General features: G+C 49.6%; 22 protein-coding genes. 15 read left to right on the top strand and 7 right to left on the bottom strand.

Annotated elements, in window-relative coordinates; all coding sequences use genetic code 11:
- The first annotated feature begins 114 nt into the window (after positions 1 to 114).
- The gene (locus ACLJRS_RS10340) at positions 115 to 1,680 is read left to right on the top strand and encodes a methyl-accepting chemotaxis protein (RefSeq protein WP_000478471.1); all 1,566 of its coding nucleotides are present in this window, start codon (positions 115 to 117) and stop codon (positions 1,678 to 1,680) included.
- Here the strand turns inward: ACLJRS_RS10340 and ACLJRS_RS10335 are convergent.
- On the bottom strand, positions 1,677 to 2,324 hold the full coding sequence (locus ACLJRS_RS10335; protein WP_000983434.1) for a PadR family transcriptional regulator: 648 nt from the start codon (positions 2,322 to 2,324) through the stop codon (positions 1,677 to 1,679). The two genes, ACLJRS_RS10340 and ACLJRS_RS10335, sit on opposite strands and share 4 nt — an antisense overlap.
- A gap of 231 nt (positions 2,325 to 2,555) precedes the next feature.
- On the opposite strand from ACLJRS_RS10335, the gene ACLJRS_RS10330 reads away from it, so the two are divergent.
- A complete protein-coding gene (locus ACLJRS_RS10330) occupies positions 2,556 to 3,323 on the top strand; it encodes a siderophore-interacting protein (RefSeq protein ID WP_000213689.1) in 768 nt (255 codons plus the stop codon).
- A 310-nt stretch (positions 3,324 to 3,633) separates the two neighbouring features.
- Here the strand turns inward: ACLJRS_RS10330 and ACLJRS_RS10325 are convergent, their stop codons facing one another.
- The 3 genes from ACLJRS_RS10325 to ACLJRS_RS10315 all read right to left on the bottom strand — a co-directional run bounded on the left by ACLJRS_RS10325 (position 3,634) and on the right by ACLJRS_RS10315 (position 6,265).
- Positions 3,634 to 4,653 (bottom strand): FRG domain-containing protein, encoded by a 1,020-nt coding sequence (locus ACLJRS_RS10325; RefSeq protein ID WP_023244911.1) that lies wholly within the window; start codon positions 4,651 to 4,653, stop codon positions 3,634 to 3,636.
- A 62-nt stretch (positions 4,654 to 4,715) separates the two neighbouring features.
- Positions 4,716 to 5,690 (bottom strand): tyrosine-type recombinase/integrase, encoded by a 975-nt coding sequence (locus tag ACLJRS_RS10320; RefSeq protein ID WP_410957801.1) that lies wholly within the window; start codon positions 5,688 to 5,690, stop codon positions 4,716 to 4,718.
- Complete coding sequence (locus ACLJRS_RS10315; protein ID WP_023244909.1) at positions 5,690 to 6,265, bottom strand: phage repressor protein CI; 576 nt, start codon at positions 6,263 to 6,265, stop codon at positions 5,690 to 5,692. The genes ACLJRS_RS10320 and ACLJRS_RS10315 overlap by 1 nt, the downstream gene beginning before the upstream one ends.
- Before the next feature lie 132 nt (positions 6,266 to 6,397).
- Here ACLJRS_RS10315 and ACLJRS_RS10310 point away from each other — a divergent pair, with 132 nt between their 5' ends.
- From ACLJRS_RS10310 to ACLJRS_RS10285, 6 genes are all read left to right on the top strand, one after another.
- A complete protein-coding gene (locus ACLJRS_RS10310) occupies positions 6,398 to 6,673 on the top strand; it encodes a hypothetical protein (RefSeq protein ID WP_023244908.1) in 276 nt (91 codons plus the stop codon).
- A 20-nt stretch (positions 6,674 to 6,693) separates the two neighbouring features.
- Positions 6,694 to 7,203: a phage regulatory CII family protein gene (locus ACLJRS_RS10305; protein ID WP_023244907.1), complete on the top strand. Its 510-nt coding sequence runs from the start codon at positions 6,694 to 6,696 to the stop codon at positions 7,201 to 7,203.
- Between the two features lie 7 nt (positions 7,204 to 7,210).
- A complete protein-coding gene (locus ACLJRS_RS10300; protein ID WP_023244906.1) occupies positions 7,211 to 7,411 on the top strand; it encodes a phage filamentation protein Fil family protein in 201 nt (66 codons plus the stop codon).
- Positions 7,375 to 7,713 carry a DUF5347 domain-containing protein gene (locus ACLJRS_RS10295; protein WP_079985078.1) on the top strand — a complete coding sequence of 113 codons (339 nt, stop codon included), beginning with the start codon at positions 7,375 to 7,377 and terminating at the stop codon, positions 7,711 to 7,713. The genes ACLJRS_RS10300 and ACLJRS_RS10295 overlap by 37 nt, the downstream gene beginning before the upstream one ends.
- A gap of 67 nt (positions 7,714 to 7,780) precedes the next feature.
- Positions 7,781 to 8,008: a DUF2732 domain-containing protein gene (locus ACLJRS_RS10290; protein ID WP_079985077.1), complete on the top strand. Its 228-nt coding sequence runs from the start codon at positions 7,781 to 7,783 to the stop codon at positions 8,006 to 8,008.
- Positions 8,008 to 8,232: a TraR/DksA family transcriptional regulator gene (locus tag ACLJRS_RS10285; protein ID WP_079985076.1), complete on the top strand. Its 225-nt coding sequence runs from the start codon at positions 8,008 to 8,010 to the stop codon at positions 8,230 to 8,232. The genes ACLJRS_RS10290 and ACLJRS_RS10285 overlap by 1 nt, the downstream gene beginning before the upstream one ends.
- Positions 8,233 to 8,253: 21 nt before the next feature.
- Here the strand turns inward: ACLJRS_RS10285 and ACLJRS_RS10280 are convergent, their stop codons facing one another.
- Entirely contained in the window at positions 8,254 to 8,847 is a 594-nt protein-coding gene (locus ACLJRS_RS10280; protein WP_170911642.1) for a hypothetical protein, read from the bottom strand.
- A 121-nt stretch (positions 8,848 to 8,968) separates the two neighbouring features.
- On the opposite strand from ACLJRS_RS10280, the gene ACLJRS_RS10275 reads away from it, so the two are divergent.
- The 4 genes from ACLJRS_RS10275 (at position 8,969) to ACLJRS_RS10260 (ending at position 13,364) form a co-directional block, all read left to right on the top strand.
- Positions 8,969 to 11,092 carry a replication endonuclease gene (locus tag ACLJRS_RS10275; protein ID WP_410957806.1) on the top strand — a complete coding sequence of 708 codons (2,124 nt, stop codon included), beginning with the start codon at positions 8,969 to 8,971 and terminating at the stop codon, positions 11,090 to 11,092.
- Positions 11,093 to 11,209: 117 nt separating this feature from the next.
- Positions 11,210 to 11,650 (top strand): DinI family protein, encoded by a 441-nt coding sequence (locus ACLJRS_RS10270; RefSeq protein WP_000373435.1) that lies wholly within the window; start codon positions 11,210 to 11,212, stop codon positions 11,648 to 11,650.
- A gap of 82 nt (positions 11,651 to 11,732) precedes the next feature.
- A complete protein-coding gene (locus ACLJRS_RS10265) occupies positions 11,733 to 12,464 on the top strand; it encodes a hypothetical protein (protein WP_410957800.1) in 732 nt (243 codons plus the stop codon).
- 201 nt (positions 12,465 to 12,665) lie between these two features.
- Entirely contained in the window at positions 12,666 to 13,364 is a 699-nt protein-coding gene (locus ACLJRS_RS10260; protein WP_410957799.1) for a hypothetical protein, read from the top strand.
- Between the two features lie 339 nt (positions 13,365 to 13,703).
- Here the strand turns inward: ACLJRS_RS10260 and ACLJRS_RS10255 are convergent, their stop codons facing one another.
- Together ACLJRS_RS10255 and ACLJRS_RS10250 are read right to left on the bottom strand one after the other, a co-directional pair.
- Positions 13,704 to 14,750, bottom strand: coding sequence for a phage portal protein (locus tag ACLJRS_RS10255; protein ID WP_000517958.1), 1,047 nt, complete (start codon positions 14,748 to 14,750; stop codon positions 13,704 to 13,706).
- Entirely contained in the window at positions 14,750 to 16,519 is a 1,770-nt protein-coding gene (locus ACLJRS_RS10250; protein WP_410957798.1) for a terminase ATPase subunit family protein, read from the bottom strand. Before ACLJRS_RS10250 ends, ACLJRS_RS10255 begins: the two co-directional genes overlap by 1 nt.
- 165 nt (positions 16,520 to 16,684) lie before the next feature.
- Between ACLJRS_RS10250 and ACLJRS_RS10245 the strand changes: the two genes are divergently transcribed.
- The 3 genes from ACLJRS_RS10245 to ACLJRS_RS10235 all read left to right on the top strand — a co-directional run bounded on the left by ACLJRS_RS10245 (position 16,685) and on the right by ACLJRS_RS10235 (position 19,436).
- The gene (locus tag ACLJRS_RS10245) at positions 16,685 to 17,539 is read left to right on the top strand and encodes a GPO family capsid scaffolding protein (RefSeq protein WP_015973895.1); all 855 of its coding nucleotides are present in this window, start codon (positions 16,685 to 16,687) and stop codon (positions 17,537 to 17,539) included.
- A 76-nt stretch (positions 17,540 to 17,615) separates the two neighbouring features.
- Positions 17,616 to 18,683, top strand: coding sequence for a phage major capsid protein, P2 family (locus ACLJRS_RS10240; protein WP_183057032.1), 1,068 nt, complete (start codon positions 17,616 to 17,618; stop codon positions 18,681 to 18,683).
- A gap of 3 nt (positions 18,684 to 18,686) precedes the next feature.
- The gene (locus ACLJRS_RS10235) at positions 18,687 to 19,436 is read left to right on the top strand and encodes a terminase endonuclease subunit (RefSeq protein ID WP_111772052.1); all 750 of its coding nucleotides are present in this window, start codon (positions 18,687 to 18,689) and stop codon (positions 19,434 to 19,436) included.
- Positions 19,437 to 19,511 lie beyond the last annotated feature (75 nt).

Genomic DNA, 19,511 nt, shown 5'->3' with positions numbered 1-19,511 from the left:
AAATATTACTTACTAATAATGTTCCGAAATAAAAAGCGATCAATATCATAAAGTTAGTAACATTATTGCCGATAAATCTTCCTGTATGAGGATATGCAATCCCAGGGAGAAAATATGTTTTTGCATAACATTAAAATACGTTCAAAATTATTTATGGCCTTTGGCTTATTCATTGTTCTCATGGTGGTGAGTTCCGCTCTGTCTTTGTTTAGCCTTGATCGGGCTAATACGGGTATGCAGAACATTATTACCAATGATTATCCCACCACGGTGAAAGCCAATCTGTTAATCGATAATTTTAATGATTTCATCATCGCGCAGCAGCTCATGTTACTGGATGAAGAGGGGCGCTGGAGCCAGAGTTCGCAGAAAGAGCTGGATGAAATAAGCCAGCGTATTACGGCGTTACTGGATGAGCTTTCCAGCAATCGTCACGATGCGGCTTCGCAGAAAATCATTACCGAGATCCGTGAAGCGCGCCAGCAATACCTGGAGTCCAGATTCCGTATTTTGCAAGATATTCAAAGCCATAATCGTCAGGCAGCCATTCAGGAGATGATGACCAGAACGGTGCAAGTGCAAAAGGTCTATAAGGACAAAGTTCAGGAACTTATCGCCGTTCAGGATGCGCAGATGCACAACGCGGGCGTGCAGGTCGAAGGAGATTTTAAAACTAACCGGACGCTGTTAATTACCCTGGCGCTGATAAGCATCGCTGCCGGATGCGTAATGGGATGGTATATCGTACGTTCCATTACCCGACCGCTTGATGACGCAGTACGCTTTGCCGAGGCGATTGCCGATGGCGATCTGACTCGCCATATCACCACCGACTATAAAGATGAAACAGGCGTACTACTGCAAGCATTAATGGCGATGAAAACGCGTCTGCTGGATATCGTACAGGAAGTGCAAAACGGTTCGGAGAGTATCTCCACGGCGGCGGCGCAAATTGTCGCCGGTAACCAGGATTTGGCGGCGCGTACGGAAGAACAGGCCAGCTCGGTTGAAGAAACGGCGGCGTCGATGGAACAGATTACCGCCACGGTTAAAAACACAGCCGATCATACCAGTGAAGCGACCAAACTCTCTGCCGGCGCCGCCAGCGTAGTGAAAAACAATGGGGAGATGATGAATCAAGTGACGCAGAAAATGCGCGTCATTAACGATACGGCAAATCGTATGTCGGATATCATTAATATCATTGATTCCATTGCCTTTCAGACCAATATTCTGGCGCTGAACGCGGCGGTTGAAGCGGCGCGTGCGGGCGAACATGGACGTGGTTTTGCCGTTGTCGCCGGAGAGGTTCGCCAGTTGGCGCAGAAGAGCGCCTCGTCAGCCAGTGAAATCCGTAATTTGATTGAAGATTCAACCAGTCAGACTCAGGAAGGGATGCACCTGGTGGAGAAAGCCAGCGCCCTGATTAATGGCATGGTGGATAACGTCGAAGAGATGGATGTGATATTACGCGAGATTGGGCAGGCCAGCCGTGAGCAAACTGACGGTATTTCGCAGATTAACAGCGCGATTGGCCTGATTGACGCCGCCACGCAACAAAACTCCTGCCTTGTGGAAGAGTCTGTTGCCGCCGCGGCGTCGCTGAACGAACAGGCGTTACATTTAAAAGAGCTGGTTAACGTGTTCCGCGTCCGCGAAGAGGACACGCAGCCCGCTTAATCCAGTTCGGCGATTTCCAGCGCCGCGCGATCAATCACGCCGATAATGCGTTTGATTTGCGCGTCGTTGATATCGCTGTGGTTTATCCGCAGATCCAGCACGGCCTTGAAGTTATCCAGCGCCCGCTTCATCTGCGGATTTTTACGTAACTCCATGCCCACACAACGGGCTTTTAGCCGCGCCTGAATATGCGTCAGGTGTTCGCGATTTTCATCAAGCCATTGCGCGCCGTTCGCGGTAATCGCGATTTTTTTCCGCCCGCCTTCTTCGTCGCTAATCGTGATAAATTGCTGATCCTGTAAAAAATCCAGCGTAGGGTAGATCACACCAGCGCTTGGCGTATAGCCGCCCCCCGTCAGGTTTTCTATCGCTTTAATCAGTTCATAGCCGTGGCTGGCGTCCCGGGTCAGGATATCAAGAATGACCAGCCGAAGTTCCCCGTGGCCAAAAAATCGCTGACGTCGACCACCGCCCTGTCCATGACGACCACAGCCGTGTCCGTGACGGTGTTCGCCGCCGCAACTGGCGTTCTCATGCTGATGCGCGCTATGGCAGCCTTCATGCTGATGTTCTCGATCTTTACAGCAGCCGTCGTGCTTATGATCCCGGTTTTTGCAACACCCTTCATGTTGATTTTGCATCATTGCCTCCTGCTTATTTAGATATATCTAATTTATATCTAAATGATGGGTTTTAGCAAGGGCAAAAACGTTTGTTGCTATAATCTATTAATTTATAACGTTTTATTCTAATGTTATAGTTAGCGACTCGTTGCCAGAACACTATCAAAAAACAGTTGCATTTTTACTGATTAACAATCATTATCATTTAAAATTTTAATTTAGATATATCGTATTACTTCACGAAGGCAAAAAATGACGACATCATCTGCACGCTATCCACAGCGTGTTCGTAATGAACTGCGTTTTCGCGAGCTGACCGTTCTGCGGGTAGAACGTATTAGCGCAGGATTTCAGCGGATCGTACTTGGCGGCGAGGCGCTGGACGGTTTCACCTCCCTGGGCTTTGACGATCACACGAAAGTTTTTTTCCCTGAGCCAGGCTGTCGCTTTACGCCTCCGACAGTCACTGAGGAAGGCATTATCTGGGGGGAGGGCGTTCGTCCGGTCTCCAGGGATTACACGCCGCTGTATGACGAGGCGCGTCGCGAGCTGGCGCTGGATTTCTTTATCCACGATGGCGGCGTAGCCAGCCGTTGGGTAATGGAAGCCCGTGAAGGCGATACACTGACGATCGGCGGGCCGCGCGGTTCGCTGGTGGTGCCGGAAGATTATGCCTGTCAGGTTTATGTCTGCGATGAGTCCGGTATGCCTGCGCTACGTCGTCGTCTGGAATCGCTTAGCCGTCTGCCTGCGCGCCCTGCGGTAACCGCGCTGGTGAGCATTCAGGATGCGGCATATCGCGATTATCTCGCCCATTTGACGGATATTACTGTGGAATATGTTGTTGGCGGCGATGAACAGGCAATGCAAACGCGCCTGTCGCAGCTGACAATACCAGAATCAGACTATTTCATCTGGATTACTGGCGAAGGCAAAACGGTAAAACGTTTAAGTCAGTGCTTTGAAAAGGGGTTTGATCCACACCTGGTACGTGCGGCAGCCTATTGGCATCGTAAATAGCGGTATGGGGTGAGCCCTGTCAGAAACAAAAAGGCCACTCTTTAGAGTGGCTTAATTATATGATTTTAAAGCTAAAATTTGGTGGCCCCTGCTGGACTTGAACCAGCGACCAAGCGATTATGAGTTCCTACCTGAACAACCGGAAATCAGTACTTTGCGTTATTTATCATTGACATAGGTTGACACTATTTGCCAATGATTACCCATTATTCGCCATTTCTACCGCCATTTCATCGCCATTCAAAAAGTCAGTGAATTTATAGGTGATATTTTGGGCAGTGGACTCATCGTTAAAGCAGTGTTTTTAGCGTTACATCCGTAATACTGATTTCAAATCCTCGACTACACCGCTATATCCAGGAAAGATAGTTGACTCACTGATCCTTATTTCACGTAAATACTTGTTTAATTTAATTGCTTCACTTTGAGGTAAAGTTATCTTAATCAAACAGTCCTCTAATTCCTTTTGCTCTGATTTTTTTGAATTATATATGTTGATTGCATTTTCCAACGCTACATCAAATGTTCTATAGTCAGTATAAAGGCTATCAAATTTAGAATCTGTACTTATAATCTTTGTGCTTTGATAGGATTCCAAAAAATCAGTTAATAAATCACTTGTATTTTTGTCATGTTTTGACTCGATATAAGTAAAAAGTCCTCGTTGCGAACGTGCATTTTCATTCCATTGATAATGAGGACTGAAAATTCTAACATCCGTTAAAGGAGATGTGAATACATTGTTTAATTGTTTATAGTTTAGCATCCAAAGAGATATTTTTTTCTCTTTGTTTGGTTTGTTGATGAGATTTGAAGCAAAGAATGATGCTATATATTGATTGTAGGACCAGTCAATCAACCTCGTCGGAAGACCATAGTGTTGTGCTAAAGCTGCAATCTCAATTGAATCTTTATTTAACCAAGTAGTATGGCCACATAGTTTTAATATTACACCAAGAGAAATATATTTTCCTGTTTCCATCCTCAAACTCATTAATTCTGAATTCGGTACAAATAAACCATTTTCATTAGCAGTTTTATAAAATTTCCTTAGGATTGTTAGTTCTATAGATGAATGATAAAACTGTAGATTAGTTAAACCAATCTTACTCAACACCTCTGAGTGTCTACCTTTAGCTAAATAGACTTTTGCAATCTTCAAAAGCTCTTGATTGTTTTTTTTTCGAAGGATATTTGGGTGTAAATTGAACGTCGATTCTGCATGACCGCGGAAAACATAATTTGATAGTTGATATGGACTACTCCAGGGAGTAATTTTATCTAAAAAATCTTTTGCTGTTGTACAATTTATTTCAGTAACTATGGACATAAATAATCCTTTATATGTTAATTTAATATCATGTTTTATGATGGGTTATTTAGAGGGTTATATCATACAGCATCTTCCAGATGGTCAGGTGCAAAATGTGCATATCGCATTGTCATTTTGATGTCGGTATGGCCTAGTACGCGCTGTAAAACCAAAATATTGCCACCATTCATCATAAAGTGACTTGCGAAGGTATGGCGCAAAACGTGGGTAAGTTGTCCTGCCGGTAGTTCGATGCCTGTTCTTTCCAGGGCAGATCGGAATGCGCCATAACAATCACTAAACAACTGGCCTTTTTTATCATTAGGCAGAGACTCATAGAGCTCTTTGCTGATTGGGACGGTGCGGTTTTTTCTGCCTTTCGTGTTGGTGTATGTGATTTTGTATTTCGCGAGCTGGCTTTTTCTCAGACTCTCGGCCTCAGACCACCGTGCGCCAGTGGCGAGACAGATTCTTACCACGGTTTCTAAATCAGGGTGGTCATGCCGTTTGCACTCTCCGAGAAGTAACGAAATCTGGTCGTGAGTTAGCCAGGCCATTTCCATTTCTTCTGTGCGGAATGGGCGCATATTTTTCAGTGGGTTTTCACCCTTCCATTCTCCGAGGCGGTTTAGCTCATTGAACACTGCCCGGTAGTAGGCCAGCTCAAGATTAAGCGTGCGAGGTGATACCTCTTTCACTCTGTTTGAACGGGCATACTCACCCTTTAACCGCTTTTCTCGGTAGCGGGAAAACATCTGCGCATCGAAATCGCGTGCAAGTGGTTCTCCCATACACTCAAAAGCATGGTGCATGGCTAACTGGCGTTTCAAGCCGTCTTTCAGCGTAATACCATGAGAGCTATACCATGAATCAACCAGCTCTTTCAACGTGCGCCTGTCTTCCCTTTCTTCCTGCCACGGGTTTTGAACGGTGTACTGTTCAAACGCCAGTGCCTCGCCTTTAGTAGCGAATTTCTTTCTGATACGTTTGCCTTTTGCACCGTTTGGGTAGATCTCACAAATCCAGCCGCCAGCCGGATTTTTACGGATAGTCATCAATTAACCTCGCTGTATACACCCACTACACGGCCAATCGTTTTTATCTCATCTATCCCGCACTCAAACGGTACTTTGCCGCCTGCAACGTGTAACTTTTTGCCGGGTAGGAGCGTCAATTCTCTGATGCTGGTAGCCCCCTCAATATCAACCAACCAAAGGCCATCAGAAAGTGAGGCATCTTGTTCTATGAAGTGCAGCTTTCCATCGGCGCGAACAGCAATACCTTTTGACATTTGCTTGCTAAAAAAACCGGCATCAATACTCAATGGTGAATTTTCTTCGAGTTTCCCATCACTCAGAGTGAAGGAGTCTATCGTTTTCGGATCCGTTGGAGACGGTTTGCCATCATATTGAGAGCCTTGCCCCGTAAGAAGCCATAGCAGGCTTGCTCCGGTTTCTAGTGCGCACTGTACGGCGAAATCATAAGAAACAGTGCCTCGCGTGTAGCGGTTTTGTAGGGAACTGGCGGCAATATTGAAGTGCCGGGCTAGCTGGATTTTTTGAGTAAAACCATATACTTGACAAATTCTATCCAGTAATTCGTCGTTATTCACATGAGTATCAAGTATCAAAATTTATTCCTTTGGGTATTTACTAATATTCAATCGAGTATTAGTATCGTTGCTAATTCGGGCAATCTGTGGCAGAAGTTGGCAAACAAAGGCCATTGATTGCAAACATTGTCAAAATGGGAATCATGCAACATGGCTTCTGAAATCGCAATCATCAAAATCCCGTCTCCCGTGGTCACGCTTCAGCAGTTCGCAGAACTTGAGGGTGTTTCTGAGCGGACCGCCTATCGCTGGACTACAGGAGATGCCCCGCGTGTACCAATTGAAAAACGTGTGATCCGCAAGGGCTGTAAGAAAGCCGGTGGCCCTATCCGAATTTATTACGCGCGTTGGAAAGAAGAGCAGTTGCGTAAAGCTCTGGGGCACGCTCGTTTTCAGCTCATCATTGAGAATCCATATTCACTTTAAGTGAATTTTAAGGATGCAGCATGTTTGATTTCCAAGTTTCCAAACATTCCCACTATGACGAAGCATGCAGGGCTTTCGCGCAGCGTCACAACATGGTGAAGCTGGCCGAGCGTGCAGGTATGAACGTTCAAACGTTACGTAACAAGCTCAACCCGGAACAGCCTCACCAGTTCACGCCGCCTGAATTGTGGCTGCTGACTGACCTGACCGAAGACTCAACTCTCGTTGATGGTTTTCTGGCGCAGATTCATTGCCTGCCATGCGTGCCGGTTAATGAGTTGGCTAAAGATAAATTGCAGTCTTACGTCATGCGCGCAATGCGTGAACTCGGTGAACTGGCGAGCGGTGCTGTATCTGATGAGCGTCTGACCACTGCCCGTAAGCACAACATGATTGAAAGCGTTAACTCCGGCATTCGCATGTTGTCATTGTCGGCTCTGGCGCTGCATGCACGTCTGCAGAGTAATCCAGCTATGTCGAGCGTGGTCGATACCATGAGCGGTATTGGCGCATCGTTTGGTCTGATTTGAGGTGCGTATGCTGAAAAGTGAACCGGCATTCGCGTCTCTGCTCGTTAAGCAAAGCCCCAGCATGCATTACGGCCACGGCTGGATCGCAGGTAAGGACGGCAAGCGTTGGCACCCGAGCCTCTCACAGGCTGATTTACTTGCAGGCCTCTCTACTCAAAAGCAGGGGGAATCATGGCTATTGAAGCTTTGCCGACAACTGCGCCGCTAAAGGCTGGCGAACGTTTGGCCGGTTTGAATCATGTGGCCGAACTTCGCGCCAGATTCTGGGGCGATAGCTGGAAAGAGGTGGTGCGTTTTGTCGACGATATGCGGGATAAACGGGATCCACAATCTGAAGAAAATAACCGCGCTTTGGCCGCTATTTTCTTTCTGGCAAAAATACCGGCAGCTCGTCACGAGCTCGAATTAAGTGAGCTGACTACTGATGAGAAAAAAGCGCTTATTACAGCGATGAATCATTTTCGCGCAGTAGTGAGCTTATTTCCCAAACGGCTAACCATGCCGAATTAACCCAAACAGAAATTTAATGGCGTAAACCCGCCGGGCTTCTTATTGCCCGAAATCAGGAGAGTCAATTATGCGTAGTACCGAAACCCGTAGTTTTAACACTGATAGCGATGCGCTGGCCGTATTGCTGACAGATGCAAAAAAAGAAGAACGTAAAGACCGCGCGCTCGCTGTTTCCATCCGCCTTGAGGCGCTGGCTATCCATATCACCAAAGAGGGTATGAGTGGCACCGAAGCTGCCGAACTGCTGCGCCGTGAAGCCACTCGCTTTGAAAACGAATCACAGGAACTGCACTAATGGCCGACGCAATGGATTTAGCACAACAGCGTGAGCAGGAAGACCGCGAGCGCTACATCAACAATGCGCGTAGCCGTATTGCTGCGCCTTCCTGTTTTCTCTGTGAGGAATGTGACGCACCAATCCCGGAAGCTCGCCGTATTGCGATTCCGGGCGTGGCCTCTTGCGTGACCTGCCAGCAAATCGCCGAACTTAAATTAAAACACTATCGGGGTGCGATATGACTACCAGACCACTAAGCCAGCTTAAGAAAGCGGCGTGTATTTGGGATAAAGCCCATCGAGGCATCGCGGCGTTTTGGCTGCGTCAGCATGCCACATCCAAACAGGGTGAATATCACCCGAAAGAATCGAAGCTACAAATTTTGAAAAAACTTCGGGAACAGCAAAAAGCTCAGTCGACATCGGTAAATGCTGGGGATTTCCAGAGCGATAAAACTCAACAGTCCGCCGAGTACAGCGAGCCGACACATGAATATCTGTCGATAGTTCTTCCCAGGTCTGCCAGTCATCCAGTTGAGATACTGGGGTATCCAAATAACGTCGATTTAAAATTTGTAAGGCGTGCCGAACATGTGTTGACCATTCTTCGCGTGGTTTCCAGCTATGTGGACAATTCCACTCAATTTTCCGACCTAGCTCATGCCGACCAGCTATTGAAAGAGGTAGCCGGTCTGCTATGTGGCATTGAGTCTCAGAAAGAAAAGCATCGCAAATGCCCAGCATGTCGGATGCGGAAATGATCTTCATTGGTTCTTTCGTAGCTTCGAAAGCTGTCACCTCTGTAATCAAATCAACATAGCGGCGTTGGGTGGGATCTTCTTCAGTGAATAAAGTCATAGACACTCCTGTCTCAGCAAAGGCTACGGGTGAGATTGATTATGCCTTTGTATGGAATTTTCCAAAACAGGCAATAGCCAGCCCATATCTTACCTATGACCAACAACATCGCCGCGACCGTATGCTCGCGGCTTTGCTGCATGCGAGAAAGGTGCTTTCTCTCCAGCCTGAATGCGTGCGTTTTGATGTTTATCGCACCGCTGCTGTGCTGGAGAAAAATCAGGGCAGTCAACGAGCCAATGCCTTTTTAATAAGTTTCTGCAAAAGGGCATTGCCACGTCTTGAATTGGTCGCAAAAAAATATGAGTGCGCGGGTATCAACAGCAATGTATCAGCCGCTGTTTTTGGCAGTCATTTTGATACTGAACTTATGCAATATCTGGCGTCACGCATGGTCAATATGGTTGCCAGATATAACCGACTCCCGGACATGTCACGCGCCGATATCGACCTTTTGGCCGCTGATATCGCGAATTTCATTCGCGCTGAACTGGCTGACATTGATGACGCCGGATTTAGCGAGCTTAAAACGCTGTACACCTGGTACATGCGCGCCGGTTTTATTTCTATGCAATTCAATGTTACCCCTCCGCATTGGGAGCGGGTGACAAAGAAATATGTCGGAGAAGATGAAATCGCCCCGGCCATCGCTCGCATGTTTAACGATGTGTGGTGGCGGGGTCGTCTGCGTCGCATTGCGGCTGCATGGCGCGAACATCTGCAAATCGCAGTCGGCAATGTCAGCAAAAAACGACACGCCTACGCGAGTAAAAACTGTGTGACCGACTGGCGCGAGCAGAAACGCCGCACGCGCGAGTTTCTTAAGGGGCTGGATCTCGAAGATGAAGACGGCAACCGTATCAGCCTGATTGAAAAATTTGACGGCTCGGTCGCTAACCCTGCGATACGCCGCTGCGAGCTGATGACCCGCATCCGTGGGTTTGAAAATATCTGCAATGAACTCGGATACGTCGGGGAGTTTTACACCCTGACCGCACCGTCTAAATATCATGCCACGACTAAAGCGGGATACCGTAACAGCAAATGGAACGGAGCCAGCCCGTCGGACACGCAGAGCTACCTAACCGGCCTTTGGGCGCGCATTCGTGCCAAGCTACATCGGGAAGAAATTCGCATTTTCGGCATACGTGTTGCCGAGCCTCATCACGACGGAACGCCGCATTGGCACATGCTTATGTTCATGTTGCCAGAAGACGTCGAGCGCGTGCGCCTCATCATCCGCGATTATGCATGGGAGGAAGACCACCACGAACTTAAAAGTGATAAGGCTAAAAAAGCCCGCTTTCATGCTGAGGCTATCGACCCGGAGAAAGGCAGTGCTACCGGCTATGTCGCGAAATACATTTCTAAAAACATCGACGGTTATGCTCTCGATGGTGAAACCGATGACGAAAGCGGTGAACTGCTGAAAGAGACAGCCCCCGCCGTATCAGCATGGGCGGCGCGCTGGCACATCCGTCAGTTTCAGTTTATCGGCGGTGCGCCTGTGACGGTCTATCGTGAATTGCGTCGTCTCGCTGATACCGAGACCGCGCACGGTCTGAGCGTTGAGTTTGCCGCCGTCCATGATGCCGCTGACGCCGGTGACTGGGCTGGTTACGTTAATGCGCAGGGTGGCCCGTTTGTCCGTCGCGATGATTTGCAGGTGCGCACGCTGTATGAACCGCGCCCCGAGTTTAACCAGTATGGTGAGGAAACCATCTGCATCCGTGGCGTGTACGATTCTGCTGTCGGTGCCGGCACCCCTATTTTAACCCGGCTCACGCAGTGGAAAATTGTGCCGAAGCGTGCCGTTGATTTGGCCGTTGACGTTAAGGGCGCTCCTGCGCCCTCTCGGAGTTCTGTCAATAACTGTACGGGAAGCGAAAGCGATCCACCGGAACTCGATTTATCTAAACCCCTAAGTCGACGTGAAAAACGAGAGCTGACAAACCGACTCAGGAAGCAAAAGCCAGCAATACGGCGAAAATTTATCCACGGAACGGATGAGCAAAACGCAGCTATAGCGAAAACTATCGACGAGATACATCTGACTACCGGCATCACAATCAGCCGGGGCGAAGCCCTGCACCTGATGGCCGGTGGTAAAAGTTGCTTTAACGGTAAATGGTTGAGAGGAACGGCCAAGGGAGAAATATTTACCTCAGCACCATCGTATCAGGCTAAGGCTAGGATAATCCTCAATCGTGTTGCGGCTTTAGCTGAACTCGCAACGAAAATATAACCGTTAATATTCATCCATATCATGTACATACAGTGTGTTTAACTGTGATTTTTTCTTCACACCTTTTGTTATTACGTGTTACTGTATGTATATACAGTATCTCGTAATGGAGGTTGTGTGGATAGAGAGCTAAACGAGCACGTTATGATTGAGCGGGTCGAAATGATTGCGCGTCTGACTGCTGAAGGTACTTGTAAGGAAAGAGATCGTGAAATTGCATTGAATCTAATCGCGGAGATAGCAAGAGGCAACCTAATGAAAAATAATAATTTTTCTGTTGTTTTTTCCGCGCCACCTGTTGATGCAACCTTTGCAAAGGAGGGCAAGGTGAAAGTAAATATCACGTTGGATAAAGACCAAAAAATCGGCCAGCCGGTAATTGATGCTTTTCAATGCGAATTGACCAGGCGAATACAGTCTGTTTTCCCCTCAACGCGCGTTACTGTTAAAAAGGGAGCCATGACCGGTGTCGAGCTGATGGGATTCGATAAAGATTCAGACCGCGAAGCGCTGGATAGCATCCTTCAGGAAGTGTGGGAAGATGAGAGCTGGCGTTAATCCCTGAAAAATGTGCAACCCTCGACCCCATGTTTGATAGCATGGGGTTGTTTTGTATGGGGATTACACACTAAGGAAAATCATGGATACCGTAATAGCATTTTTATCTCTGGCTCTCTTTATTGCTTTTATCGTGGGGTTAATCAAGCCGTCGATGGTTCGAATGCCGAACCGTAAGCGCTCCAGTGCGGTTTATCTCGGTGGCTGTCTGGCGCTGGGTGTTATTGGCTCAATCTTATGGCCGACTGAAAAAAGTCAGCCTGTGGCAAAAACTGACGTGCCGGAGGTTAAAGTGGAACCGACTACGCCAACGTTTGAGTACGCAGATAAGACTCTCAAAGAATATCGCAATGAGCCAAAAGAAACCCGGCACGATATCGTTAAAGGCTATGTTGGCTTCAAAGGTGTACCGGTAAGCTCTGCTGATGCTTTTTATGCCTGTATGAGTGAGTACACTTTTACGAAAGATGATGCGTTAAAGCTCGGTGATGTGTTGGGGTGGTGTTTCAACGACTTCGAGAAGGATCCACAATCCCTGAATAATAAAATCAATCTTGACGCATTTCAGGGTAATTTTAGCGGTTGGGATGGCTCTTATCGCCCGTTAGAGAAGCTGATAAAAGCCAGCATGAATGATGATTCCTCTTATAAGCATGTTTCAACGGTCTACCATCTGATTTTGAATAAAGACCCGCATGCCGTTGTAAAAACAACGTTTCGCGGCACTAATGCTTATGGTGGTGTAGTGAAGCAAACAATTGCAGCGCGTGTTAATGTGAAAACGGGCGAAATAGTTTCGATGCTAAACAATTGAAGTTAATGCCGCCGATACTGAAGTTTGATATTGTATCGGTGGCATTGAAAGATGATCTTAAAGCATATCTATTTTTTGTTTTACATGGTTTTTTTGATGTATTGTGTGTTGTTTTGTTTGTAATTAGAGTGCTTGATGATTTAAATTGCGCTTAGATGTTGTGTGAAAATGTTGTGATTTTCTATATCAAGGATTTGTTTTATGAAGTATTGTGGGATAGCTTTAATAATATGTCTTTGCTTGTTTATGTTCGCATTTGGTTTTGTGTTGGGTGGAGTTCAATGGGCATGGAGCGAGAGTGTAAATAATAACAAGGTCGCATTTTGGACAATGCTAGGAGGGTGGGTGTCAGGATTGGCTACTCTCGCGGCTGTGGGGGTTTCATTATTTACAAGTTATTATGCGATGATGTCAGGCAAAGAGAAAGTTGACGTTGTTTTTGCGCCTATATATACGACCTCTACAGCAAAAAAAGCAGATAAGCTTTCATCGCAAGATTTGGCTAATATAAAAGTGACAAATTTACACGGTGTGAAGTGTACTATTGTTAATGTTTATATGAAGTTTAGTGATGTTAAGGAACCATTAAAGATTAACAACCTAAAACAGGGCGGTAAGCCCATTCCTTATACGCTATGTAATATAAGCGATATGTGGGAGTTTGCATTTGGGATGGAGTCAAACCATAGATTGAGATTTCTATTGTCAGGGTTGAAATATGAAGGTCGACCATCCTTTAAAAAAGGGTATTTCATCATTGAGACAGCAATGAAACAATACAAGTTAAAGATGCGGAAAGACTTTCTCTCAATATTACAGAGTGAGTATCAAAGCATAGAGGAAGAATCTAAACGTAACTCAGTTAAATCAGGGTGGTCACGGTATAAAAAACAGAATTAATTACCTAATCAGTTATCGTGCATACACAATATGCATGGATTTGCATGCGCAAGCAGCGTTCACATTGGTTGTTTTAGTTCAGGACTGGTGCTGTTTCGACGTGTTCATGCAACTGCATTAAAACCGCCCTATGAAGCGGGCAGGCGTGGCGGGGAAAGCATTGCGCGCCAGCGGTGGTGCGTAATAATAAAAATTATCGTCTGAGCGCGTCGTGACGGCGCGTTCATAGTCGCTGTCGGTTCGTTGGTGGTCGGGGGTGGTTGTGCGTGTGTGGCGCGTCTGAGGCGTGATGGTGGCGGGGTATGAAAAAGCCACCAATACTGGCGGCTTGAGGGGGGATTATTCCGGGTTGTCGAGGGTGTACTCTTTGAACCTGATGACCTCCATGCCGAGCCAGTCGTTTACCTCCCTGAATCTGTCCTGTAAGGGCGATAACTCGTTACGCACAAAGACCTTTGCCACCTTCTCAACATCACCCATTGAGCCGATATTCTCAGGCTTGCCGCCCATGAGCTGGAACGGTACGCGGTGCGCATCCATGAGGTCAGCGGCGCTGGCTTTCTTGATGTTGAAAAAGTCATCCTTTGTGGCGACTTCGCTCAATGGCACGATTTTTATGCCGTCCGGTTTCCCGTTCGGTGAGTAGAAAAACAGGTTTTTAAAGTTGCCGAGCCCTTTAGAGTTACGCATTGCATCGCGCAGCGATTCGACGTCAGTCGCGCTTTGCGCCGGGTCAGTCACATACATGATGTAACCTGCGTGCGCGCCGTTCTGGTAATACTTGCGGCGGAACAGCGTTGCGGATTCATTCAGCCAGGCGGAATTAAGTGCGCTGAGATATTCAGGCAGGCCGTAAATCTCCTGATTAATATCAGGCTCCAGCAGGTGGAACACGGTATCGGGTGCGAATTCATGCGGCTGAGTGAAGTTTTCCACAAACCAGAAAACCGAATCATCGACCCCGCGTCGGGTGTATTTTGCCGGTGAAGTCAGCAGTTTGATTAACTGGCCGGTGACGCTGTGGCGCTGCTCAAGAAAGGCGTTACCGAATACCAGATAGTCGAGTGCAAAGCGGCTGAAATCCTGACGGGACAGCAGCGGGTGCGGAATGTAGGTGCTCGCGAGCACGTTGCGTTTAACGTAAATCGGTGAACTGTGATGCACTGCAGAGCGCAGGCTTTTTGCCAGCCCGGAGAAGCTGACCGGCGGCTCGTACCATTTGCCGTTACTGATGCACTCGACGTAATCCAGAATGTCGCGCTTATCGAGCACCGGCACCGGCTCACCGAAGGTGAACGCCTCCATTTTTTGCGGTGCGCTGGCTTTTAGTTGCTGTGGTGCGCGGGCTTTCTGCGCGGCGGCTTTACGGGATTTTTGCTTACCCATTAGTTGAACTCCAGAATAGATTTAGGCTGCATGCCGCTACCGGCAGAAAGCGGTTCGTTTAACAGGGCGTGCATGGTGGCCCATGCGATATCAGCGTGACTGGCCTCCTCGGTGCGACTGGCCTCATAGGTGGCGCTGCGCCCGCTGCTGGTCATGGTTTTGCGGATGGACATAAACGACTGTGTGACGTCGGTTGCTCCGGCGTCGTACTCCAGACAGCCCCGGCGAATCGTGTCTTTCGCCTTAAGCACCATTGCGGTTTTCATTTCTGGCGTGTAACGGATACCGCGTGCCGCCGGGTAGAATGAGCGCACCAACTGGAATACACCGAGACCGAGGCCTGTTGCGTCAATGCCGATGTATTCGACGTTGTATTTCTCAGTGAGCCTGCGGATGCCTTCTGCCTGTGCGGCAAAGTCCATGCCTTTCCACTGGTGACGCTCCAGCATGCGAAACTTGCCACCCGAAACCACCGGCGGCGCGAGTACGACACATCCGGCACTGTCGCCGGTGTGGGACGGGTCGTAGCCAATCCAGACCGGGCGCGAGCCGAATGGATGGTCGGCGAACGGGGCGAAGTCCTCCCATGTTTCCATCACGTCGACCATGCAGCGCTGCAGCTCCTCGAACGGGAATACCGATGCCTTATCGTCGACAAACTCGCACATAAACAGGTTCTTAAAGTCCTCATCACTGTTTTCGCGTCTGAGCTGGTCGAGGTCGAACAGGGTGCAGCCACCGGCAAGGGCGTCCTCAATAGTGACAATCTGCCGCCACTGTCCGTCAGCGCAAAGAAGCCCACCGGCGAGCGCGCTGTGACTGATGTCGATTTCGATGCGGTCAGCGGCACTGGCGCGCCCCTTGTTGAACAGCTCACCAGACCAGAAGGGGTAAGCGCCGTGAGCCAGCGTGGAAGGTGTCGAAAAGTAAGTTGAGCGCAGATGCTTTTGCGAGGCCATGCCCGATGCGACTTTGCGCAGCTTCTGAAAATTCGGGATCCAGAATATTTCATCGACATACAGGTCGCCGTTATGGCTCTGTGCGGTGTTGGAATTGGTGCCGAGAAAAATCAGCTTTGCGCCGTTGTTGCCGATGACAATCGGGTCGCCGGTCAGGTCGACGTCAACCAGTCGCGCAAACTGGATGATGTATTCCCGGAACACGTAAGCCTGAGTTTTACTGGCCGACAGAAAAATCTGGTTATGGCCGGTCTTGAGCGCGCGCAGCAGTGCCTCGCGGGAAAAGTAGAACGTCGCGCCAATCTGGCGGGATTTGAGAATATCGCGAATACGGTGCGCCAGTCCTGCCCGGTACCACTGCAACTGGTATTCGAAAGACTGGTCGAAGAAAATTTCTTCCAGCTTTGCGACAGCCTCATCGCTGAAAAAGTTCTTTTTCGGCCTCTTACGCTCCCCCTTGTTACGGTTGGCAACGTTGGGGTTAAGGTCGGCCTCGTTGCTGGTCTGGCTGTAGCGGTTAACGCGCGCCAGTCGCTCAATCTGCCGCCCGAGCAGGTCAATCTCTTTGAAGTCGCCGCCTGACTTTTGCGGCTTGGCGATGAGCTGAATCAGGCGCGCCTCAAGGCTGCTTTCGACACGGGAAATCGGTGCGATGCCGTCCCAGCCGTCGCGCTGTTTCCAGCTCTGCACGGTCGGGCGCTTGACCTGCAGCATTTCGGCAATCTGTGGCACGGAAAAGCCCTGCCAGTAAAGCAGCGATGCCTGTCGTCGCGGGTCATGCAATAAGGTTGTATCGGTGGAAATGGTCATTGATGCCTCGCCGTAGTGGATTCAGGGCAAGGCTACTTAATGGCCGTCAGTGATTCGCTAAGGTGCTGTTGTGTGGGAGGTTATCCAGTCGTCATTGGTGGTCTGGCGCGTCCTGAGACCGGAAACTGGCGTTGACCCGTAACCCCAACCTCAGGACTCCTGACAATGGCAAAAAAAGTATCAAAATTCTTTCGCATCGGCGTCGAGGGTGATACCTGCGACGGGCGCATTATCAGCGCCAGCGATATTCAGGAAATGGCCGAAACCTATGACCCGCGCGTCTACGGTTGCCGTATCAACCTTGAACACATTCGCGGCCTTTTGCCCGACGGCATGTTTAAACGTTATGGCGATGTGGTTGAGCTTAAAGCCGAAAAGATTGACGACGATTCTGCGCTGAATGGCAAATGGGCGTTGTTCGCCAGAATCACCCCGACCGATGACCTTATCGCGATGAATAAAGCCGCGCAGAAGGTCTATACCTCTATGGAAATTCAGCCGAATTTTGGTAACAGCGGCAAATGCTATCTTGTCGGCCTTGCGGTCACTGATGACCCTGCGAGCCTCGGTACTGAATACCTCGAATTCTGCCGCAAGGCGAAGCACAACCCGCTGCAGCGCTTTAAGGCCAGTCCTGAAAATGTCTTTTCAGTCGCCACGCTGGCCGAACTGGAATTTGAAGACGTTCCCGACACGGTGCTCAACAGCCTGGCCGACAAGGTGAAAGCCATTTTCAGCCGTAAACAGGTCAGCGACGATGCGCGCCTGCATGATGTGCATGAGGCGGTGACCACCGTCAGCGAACATGTGCAGACCAGCCTCACCGCGCAGGAAAAGCGTATTTCCGATATGGAAACCGCGCTTGCCACCTTTAAACAGGAACTGACCGGCAAGGTTGAAGAAACCAGCCAGGCATTTTCCGCCCTGAAAACCACCCTCGATAAAACCGAAAGTTTCAGCCAGCCACGACGCACGAAAGCCAGCGGCGGTGGTGGCGATGAGCTGCTGACCGACTGCTGATAAGTCGCAGACCAGAAACCGGGCGGTAACGCCGCCCGAAGTAGTGACTAACCGATTAATTCAAACAGGAAAGACTATGCGCCCGGAAACCCGTTTTAAGTTCAATGCCTATCTGACCCGCGTTGCTGAACTGAACAACATCAGTACTGATGACGTCAGCAAAAAATTTACCGTCGAACCGTCGGTCACACAGACGCTGATGAACACCGTGCAGGCGTCATCCGCGTTTCTGAAAACGATTAACATTCTGCCGGTCGCAGAAATGAAGGGTGAGAAAATCGGCGTTGGTGTGACCGGTACTATCGCCAGCACTACTGACACCTCGGGCGACAAAGAGCGACAGACTGCAGACTTCACCGCGCTTGAGTCCAGTAAGTACGAGTGCAATCAGATTAACTTTGACTTCCACCTGAAATATAAAACCCTCGACCTGTGGGCGCGTTTTCAGGACTTCCAGCGCCGCATCCGTGACGCCATTGTCAAGCGTCAGGCGCTCGATCTCATCATGGCCGGTTTTAACGGTACCACCCGCGCTGACACCTCGGACCGCACCAAAAATACGCTGCTGCAGGATGTGGCTGTAGGCTGGCTGCAAAAGTACCGCAATGAAGCCCCGGCGCGCGTGATGAGCAACATCACCGACGCGGACGGTAAAGCCGTTTCGGCAGTGATTCGCGTCGGTAAAAATGGTGACTATGAGAACATCGATGCACTGGTGATGGATGCCACCAACAACCTGATTGACGAGGTTTATCAGGATGACCCGAACCTCGTCGCCATTGTTGGTCGTAAGCTGCTGGCTGACAAATATTTCCCGCTGGTGAACAAGCCGCAGGAAAACAGCGAGGCGCTCGCGGCAGATATCATCATCAGCCAGAAGCGCATCGGCAACCTGCCTGCTGTGCGCGTGCCGTACTTCCCGGCGAATGCCGTACTGGTAACCACTCTGGAAAACCTCTCTATCTATTTTATGGATGAGAGTCACCGCCGAAGCATTGATGAGAACCCGAAAAAAGACCGCGTGGAAAACTACGAGTCGATGAACATCGACTATGTGGTCGAGGCGTATGCCGCCGGGTGCCTGCTGGAAAACATCACCCTGGGCGATTTCACCGCACCTGCAGCACCGGAAAGCGGAGCCTAAACCATGACGAGCCCCGCACAGCGTCACATGATGCGGGTCTCGGCCTCTCAAGCCGCGCAGCGGGAGCAAGCCCCGCTGCGCCATGCAACCGCCTATGAGCAGATGCTGGTTAAGCTGGCCGATGACCGCCGCACGTTAAAAAACATCCGTTCAAACGAACGTAAAGCCGAGAAAAAGCGCGAGCTGCTGCCGTTCTATGCGCCGTGGGTCGCCGGTGTGCTGGCTGATGGTCGTGGTGCGCAGGATGACATTGTCATGACCGTCATGCTGTGGCGTCTCGATGCCGGTGATATCGCTGGCGCTCTGGAAATTGCCCCCTACGCGCTGAAATACGGCCTCACCTCTGACCATCGCCGCACAACACCTTACATGCTGGTTGAGGAGGTGGCGCTTGCCACGCAGCGTCTGCGCGATGCCGGTGATTCTGTCGACCTTTCCTGGCTGCAGACCACTATCGACCTGACCGACGGCGCTGACGTTCCCGATATGGTGCGCGCCCGTCTGCATAAGGTGACAGGCCTGACCCTGCGTGATGCCGGTATGAATGCCGAGGCGCTGGCGCAGTTTCAGCGCGCGATGCAGCTCGACCGCAATGCCGGTGTACGCAAGGAGATTGAGCGGCTGGAACGCGCACTGAAGCCAAAAGCGGAGGCACCACCCCGTAAAACGACTAAACCGCGTACGCGCAAACCTGTCGCCAGACCGGCAGCAAAGCGCGGGCGTCCATCAAAGGCGGTAAAAACCGCCGGTTAACTGAACGCTCCCCGAGCCGGGCGGCACGCCGGTCAAAGCGGGTTTTGACCCTGACAGCGACCGGCGTCCACCGCC

The organism is Salmonella sp. SAL00670, assembly GCF_046552235.1.
In the GTDB taxonomy this organism is placed as follows: domain Bacteria; phylum Pseudomonadota; class Gammaproteobacteria; order Enterobacterales; family Enterobacteriaceae; genus Salmonella; species Salmonella enterica.
The sequence above is the reverse complement of the archived record's forward strand: the minus strand, read 5'-3'. Positions and strand labels throughout refer to the sequence as shown.

Bases quoted from the DNA above. Each gene is read 5' to 3' on its own strand.
- ACLJRS_RS10260 (WP_410957799.1), top strand. From the start codon at position 12,666: ATGAAGTATTGTGGGATAGCTTTAATAATATGTCTTTGCTTGTTTATG.
- ACLJRS_RS10280 (WP_170911642.1), bottom strand. From the start codon at position 8,847: ATGACTTTATTCACTGAAGAAGATCCCACCCAACGCCGCTATGTTGAT.
- ACLJRS_RS10250 (WP_410957798.1), bottom strand. From the start codon at position 16,519: ATGACCATTTCCACCGATACAACCTTATTGCATGACCCGCGACGACAG.
- ACLJRS_RS10300 (WP_023244906.1), top strand. From the start codon at position 7,211: ATGCTGAAAAGTGAACCGGCATTCGCGTCTCTGCTCGTTAAGCAAAGC.
- ACLJRS_RS10255 (WP_000517958.1), bottom strand. From the start codon at position 14,750: ATGGGTAAGCAAAAATCCCGTAAAGCCGCCGCGCAGAAAGCCCGCGCA.
- ACLJRS_RS10295 (WP_079985078.1), top strand. From the start codon at position 7,375: ATGGCTATTGAAGCTTTGCCGACAACTGCGCCGCTAAAGGCTGGCGAA.
- ACLJRS_RS10240 (WP_183057032.1), top strand. From the start codon at position 17,616: ATGCGCCCGGAAACCCGTTTTAAGTTCAATGCCTATCTGACCCGCGTT.
- ACLJRS_RS10285 (WP_079985076.1), top strand. From the start codon at position 8,008: ATGGCCGACGCAATGGATTTAGCACAACAGCGTGAGCAGGAAGACCGC.
- ACLJRS_RS10305 (WP_023244907.1), top strand. From the start codon at position 6,694: ATGTTTGATTTCCAAGTTTCCAAACATTCCCACTATGACGAAGCATGC.
- ACLJRS_RS10325 (WP_023244911.1), bottom strand. From the start codon at position 4,653: ATGTCCATAGTTACTGAAATAAATTGTACAACAGCAAAAGATTTTTTA.
- ACLJRS_RS10310 (WP_023244908.1), top strand. From the start codon at position 6,398: ATGGCTTCTGAAATCGCAATCATCAAAATCCCGTCTCCCGTGGTCACG.
- ACLJRS_RS10275 (WP_410957806.1), top strand. From the start codon at position 8,969: ATGCTCGCGGCTTTGCTGCATGCGAGAAAGGTGCTTTCTCTCCAGCCT.
- ACLJRS_RS10320 (WP_410957801.1), bottom strand. From the start codon at position 5,690: ATGACTATCCGTAAAAATCCGGCTGGCGGCTGGATTTGTGAGATCTAC.
- ACLJRS_RS10290 (WP_079985077.1), top strand. From the start codon at position 7,781: ATGCGTAGTACCGAAACCCGTAGTTTTAACACTGATAGCGATGCGCTG.
- ACLJRS_RS10265 (WP_410957800.1), top strand. From the start codon at position 11,733: ATGGATACCGTAATAGCATTTTTATCTCTGGCTCTCTTTATTGCTTTT.
- ACLJRS_RS10235 (WP_111772052.1), top strand. From the start codon at position 18,687: ATGACGAGCCCCGCACAGCGTCACATGATGCGGGTCTCGGCCTCTCAA.
- ACLJRS_RS10330 (WP_000213689.1), top strand. From the start codon at position 2,556: ATGACGACATCATCTGCACGCTATCCACAGCGTGTTCGTAATGAACTG.
- ACLJRS_RS10245 (WP_015973895.1), top strand. From the start codon at position 16,685: ATGGCAAAAAAAGTATCAAAATTCTTTCGCATCGGCGTCGAGGGTGAT.
- ACLJRS_RS10340 (WP_000478471.1), top strand. From the start codon at position 115: ATGTTTTTGCATAACATTAAAATACGTTCAAAATTATTTATGGCCTTT.
- ACLJRS_RS10335 (WP_000983434.1), bottom strand. From the start codon at position 2,324: ATGATGCAAAATCAACATGAAGGGTGTTGCAAAAACCGGGATCATAAG.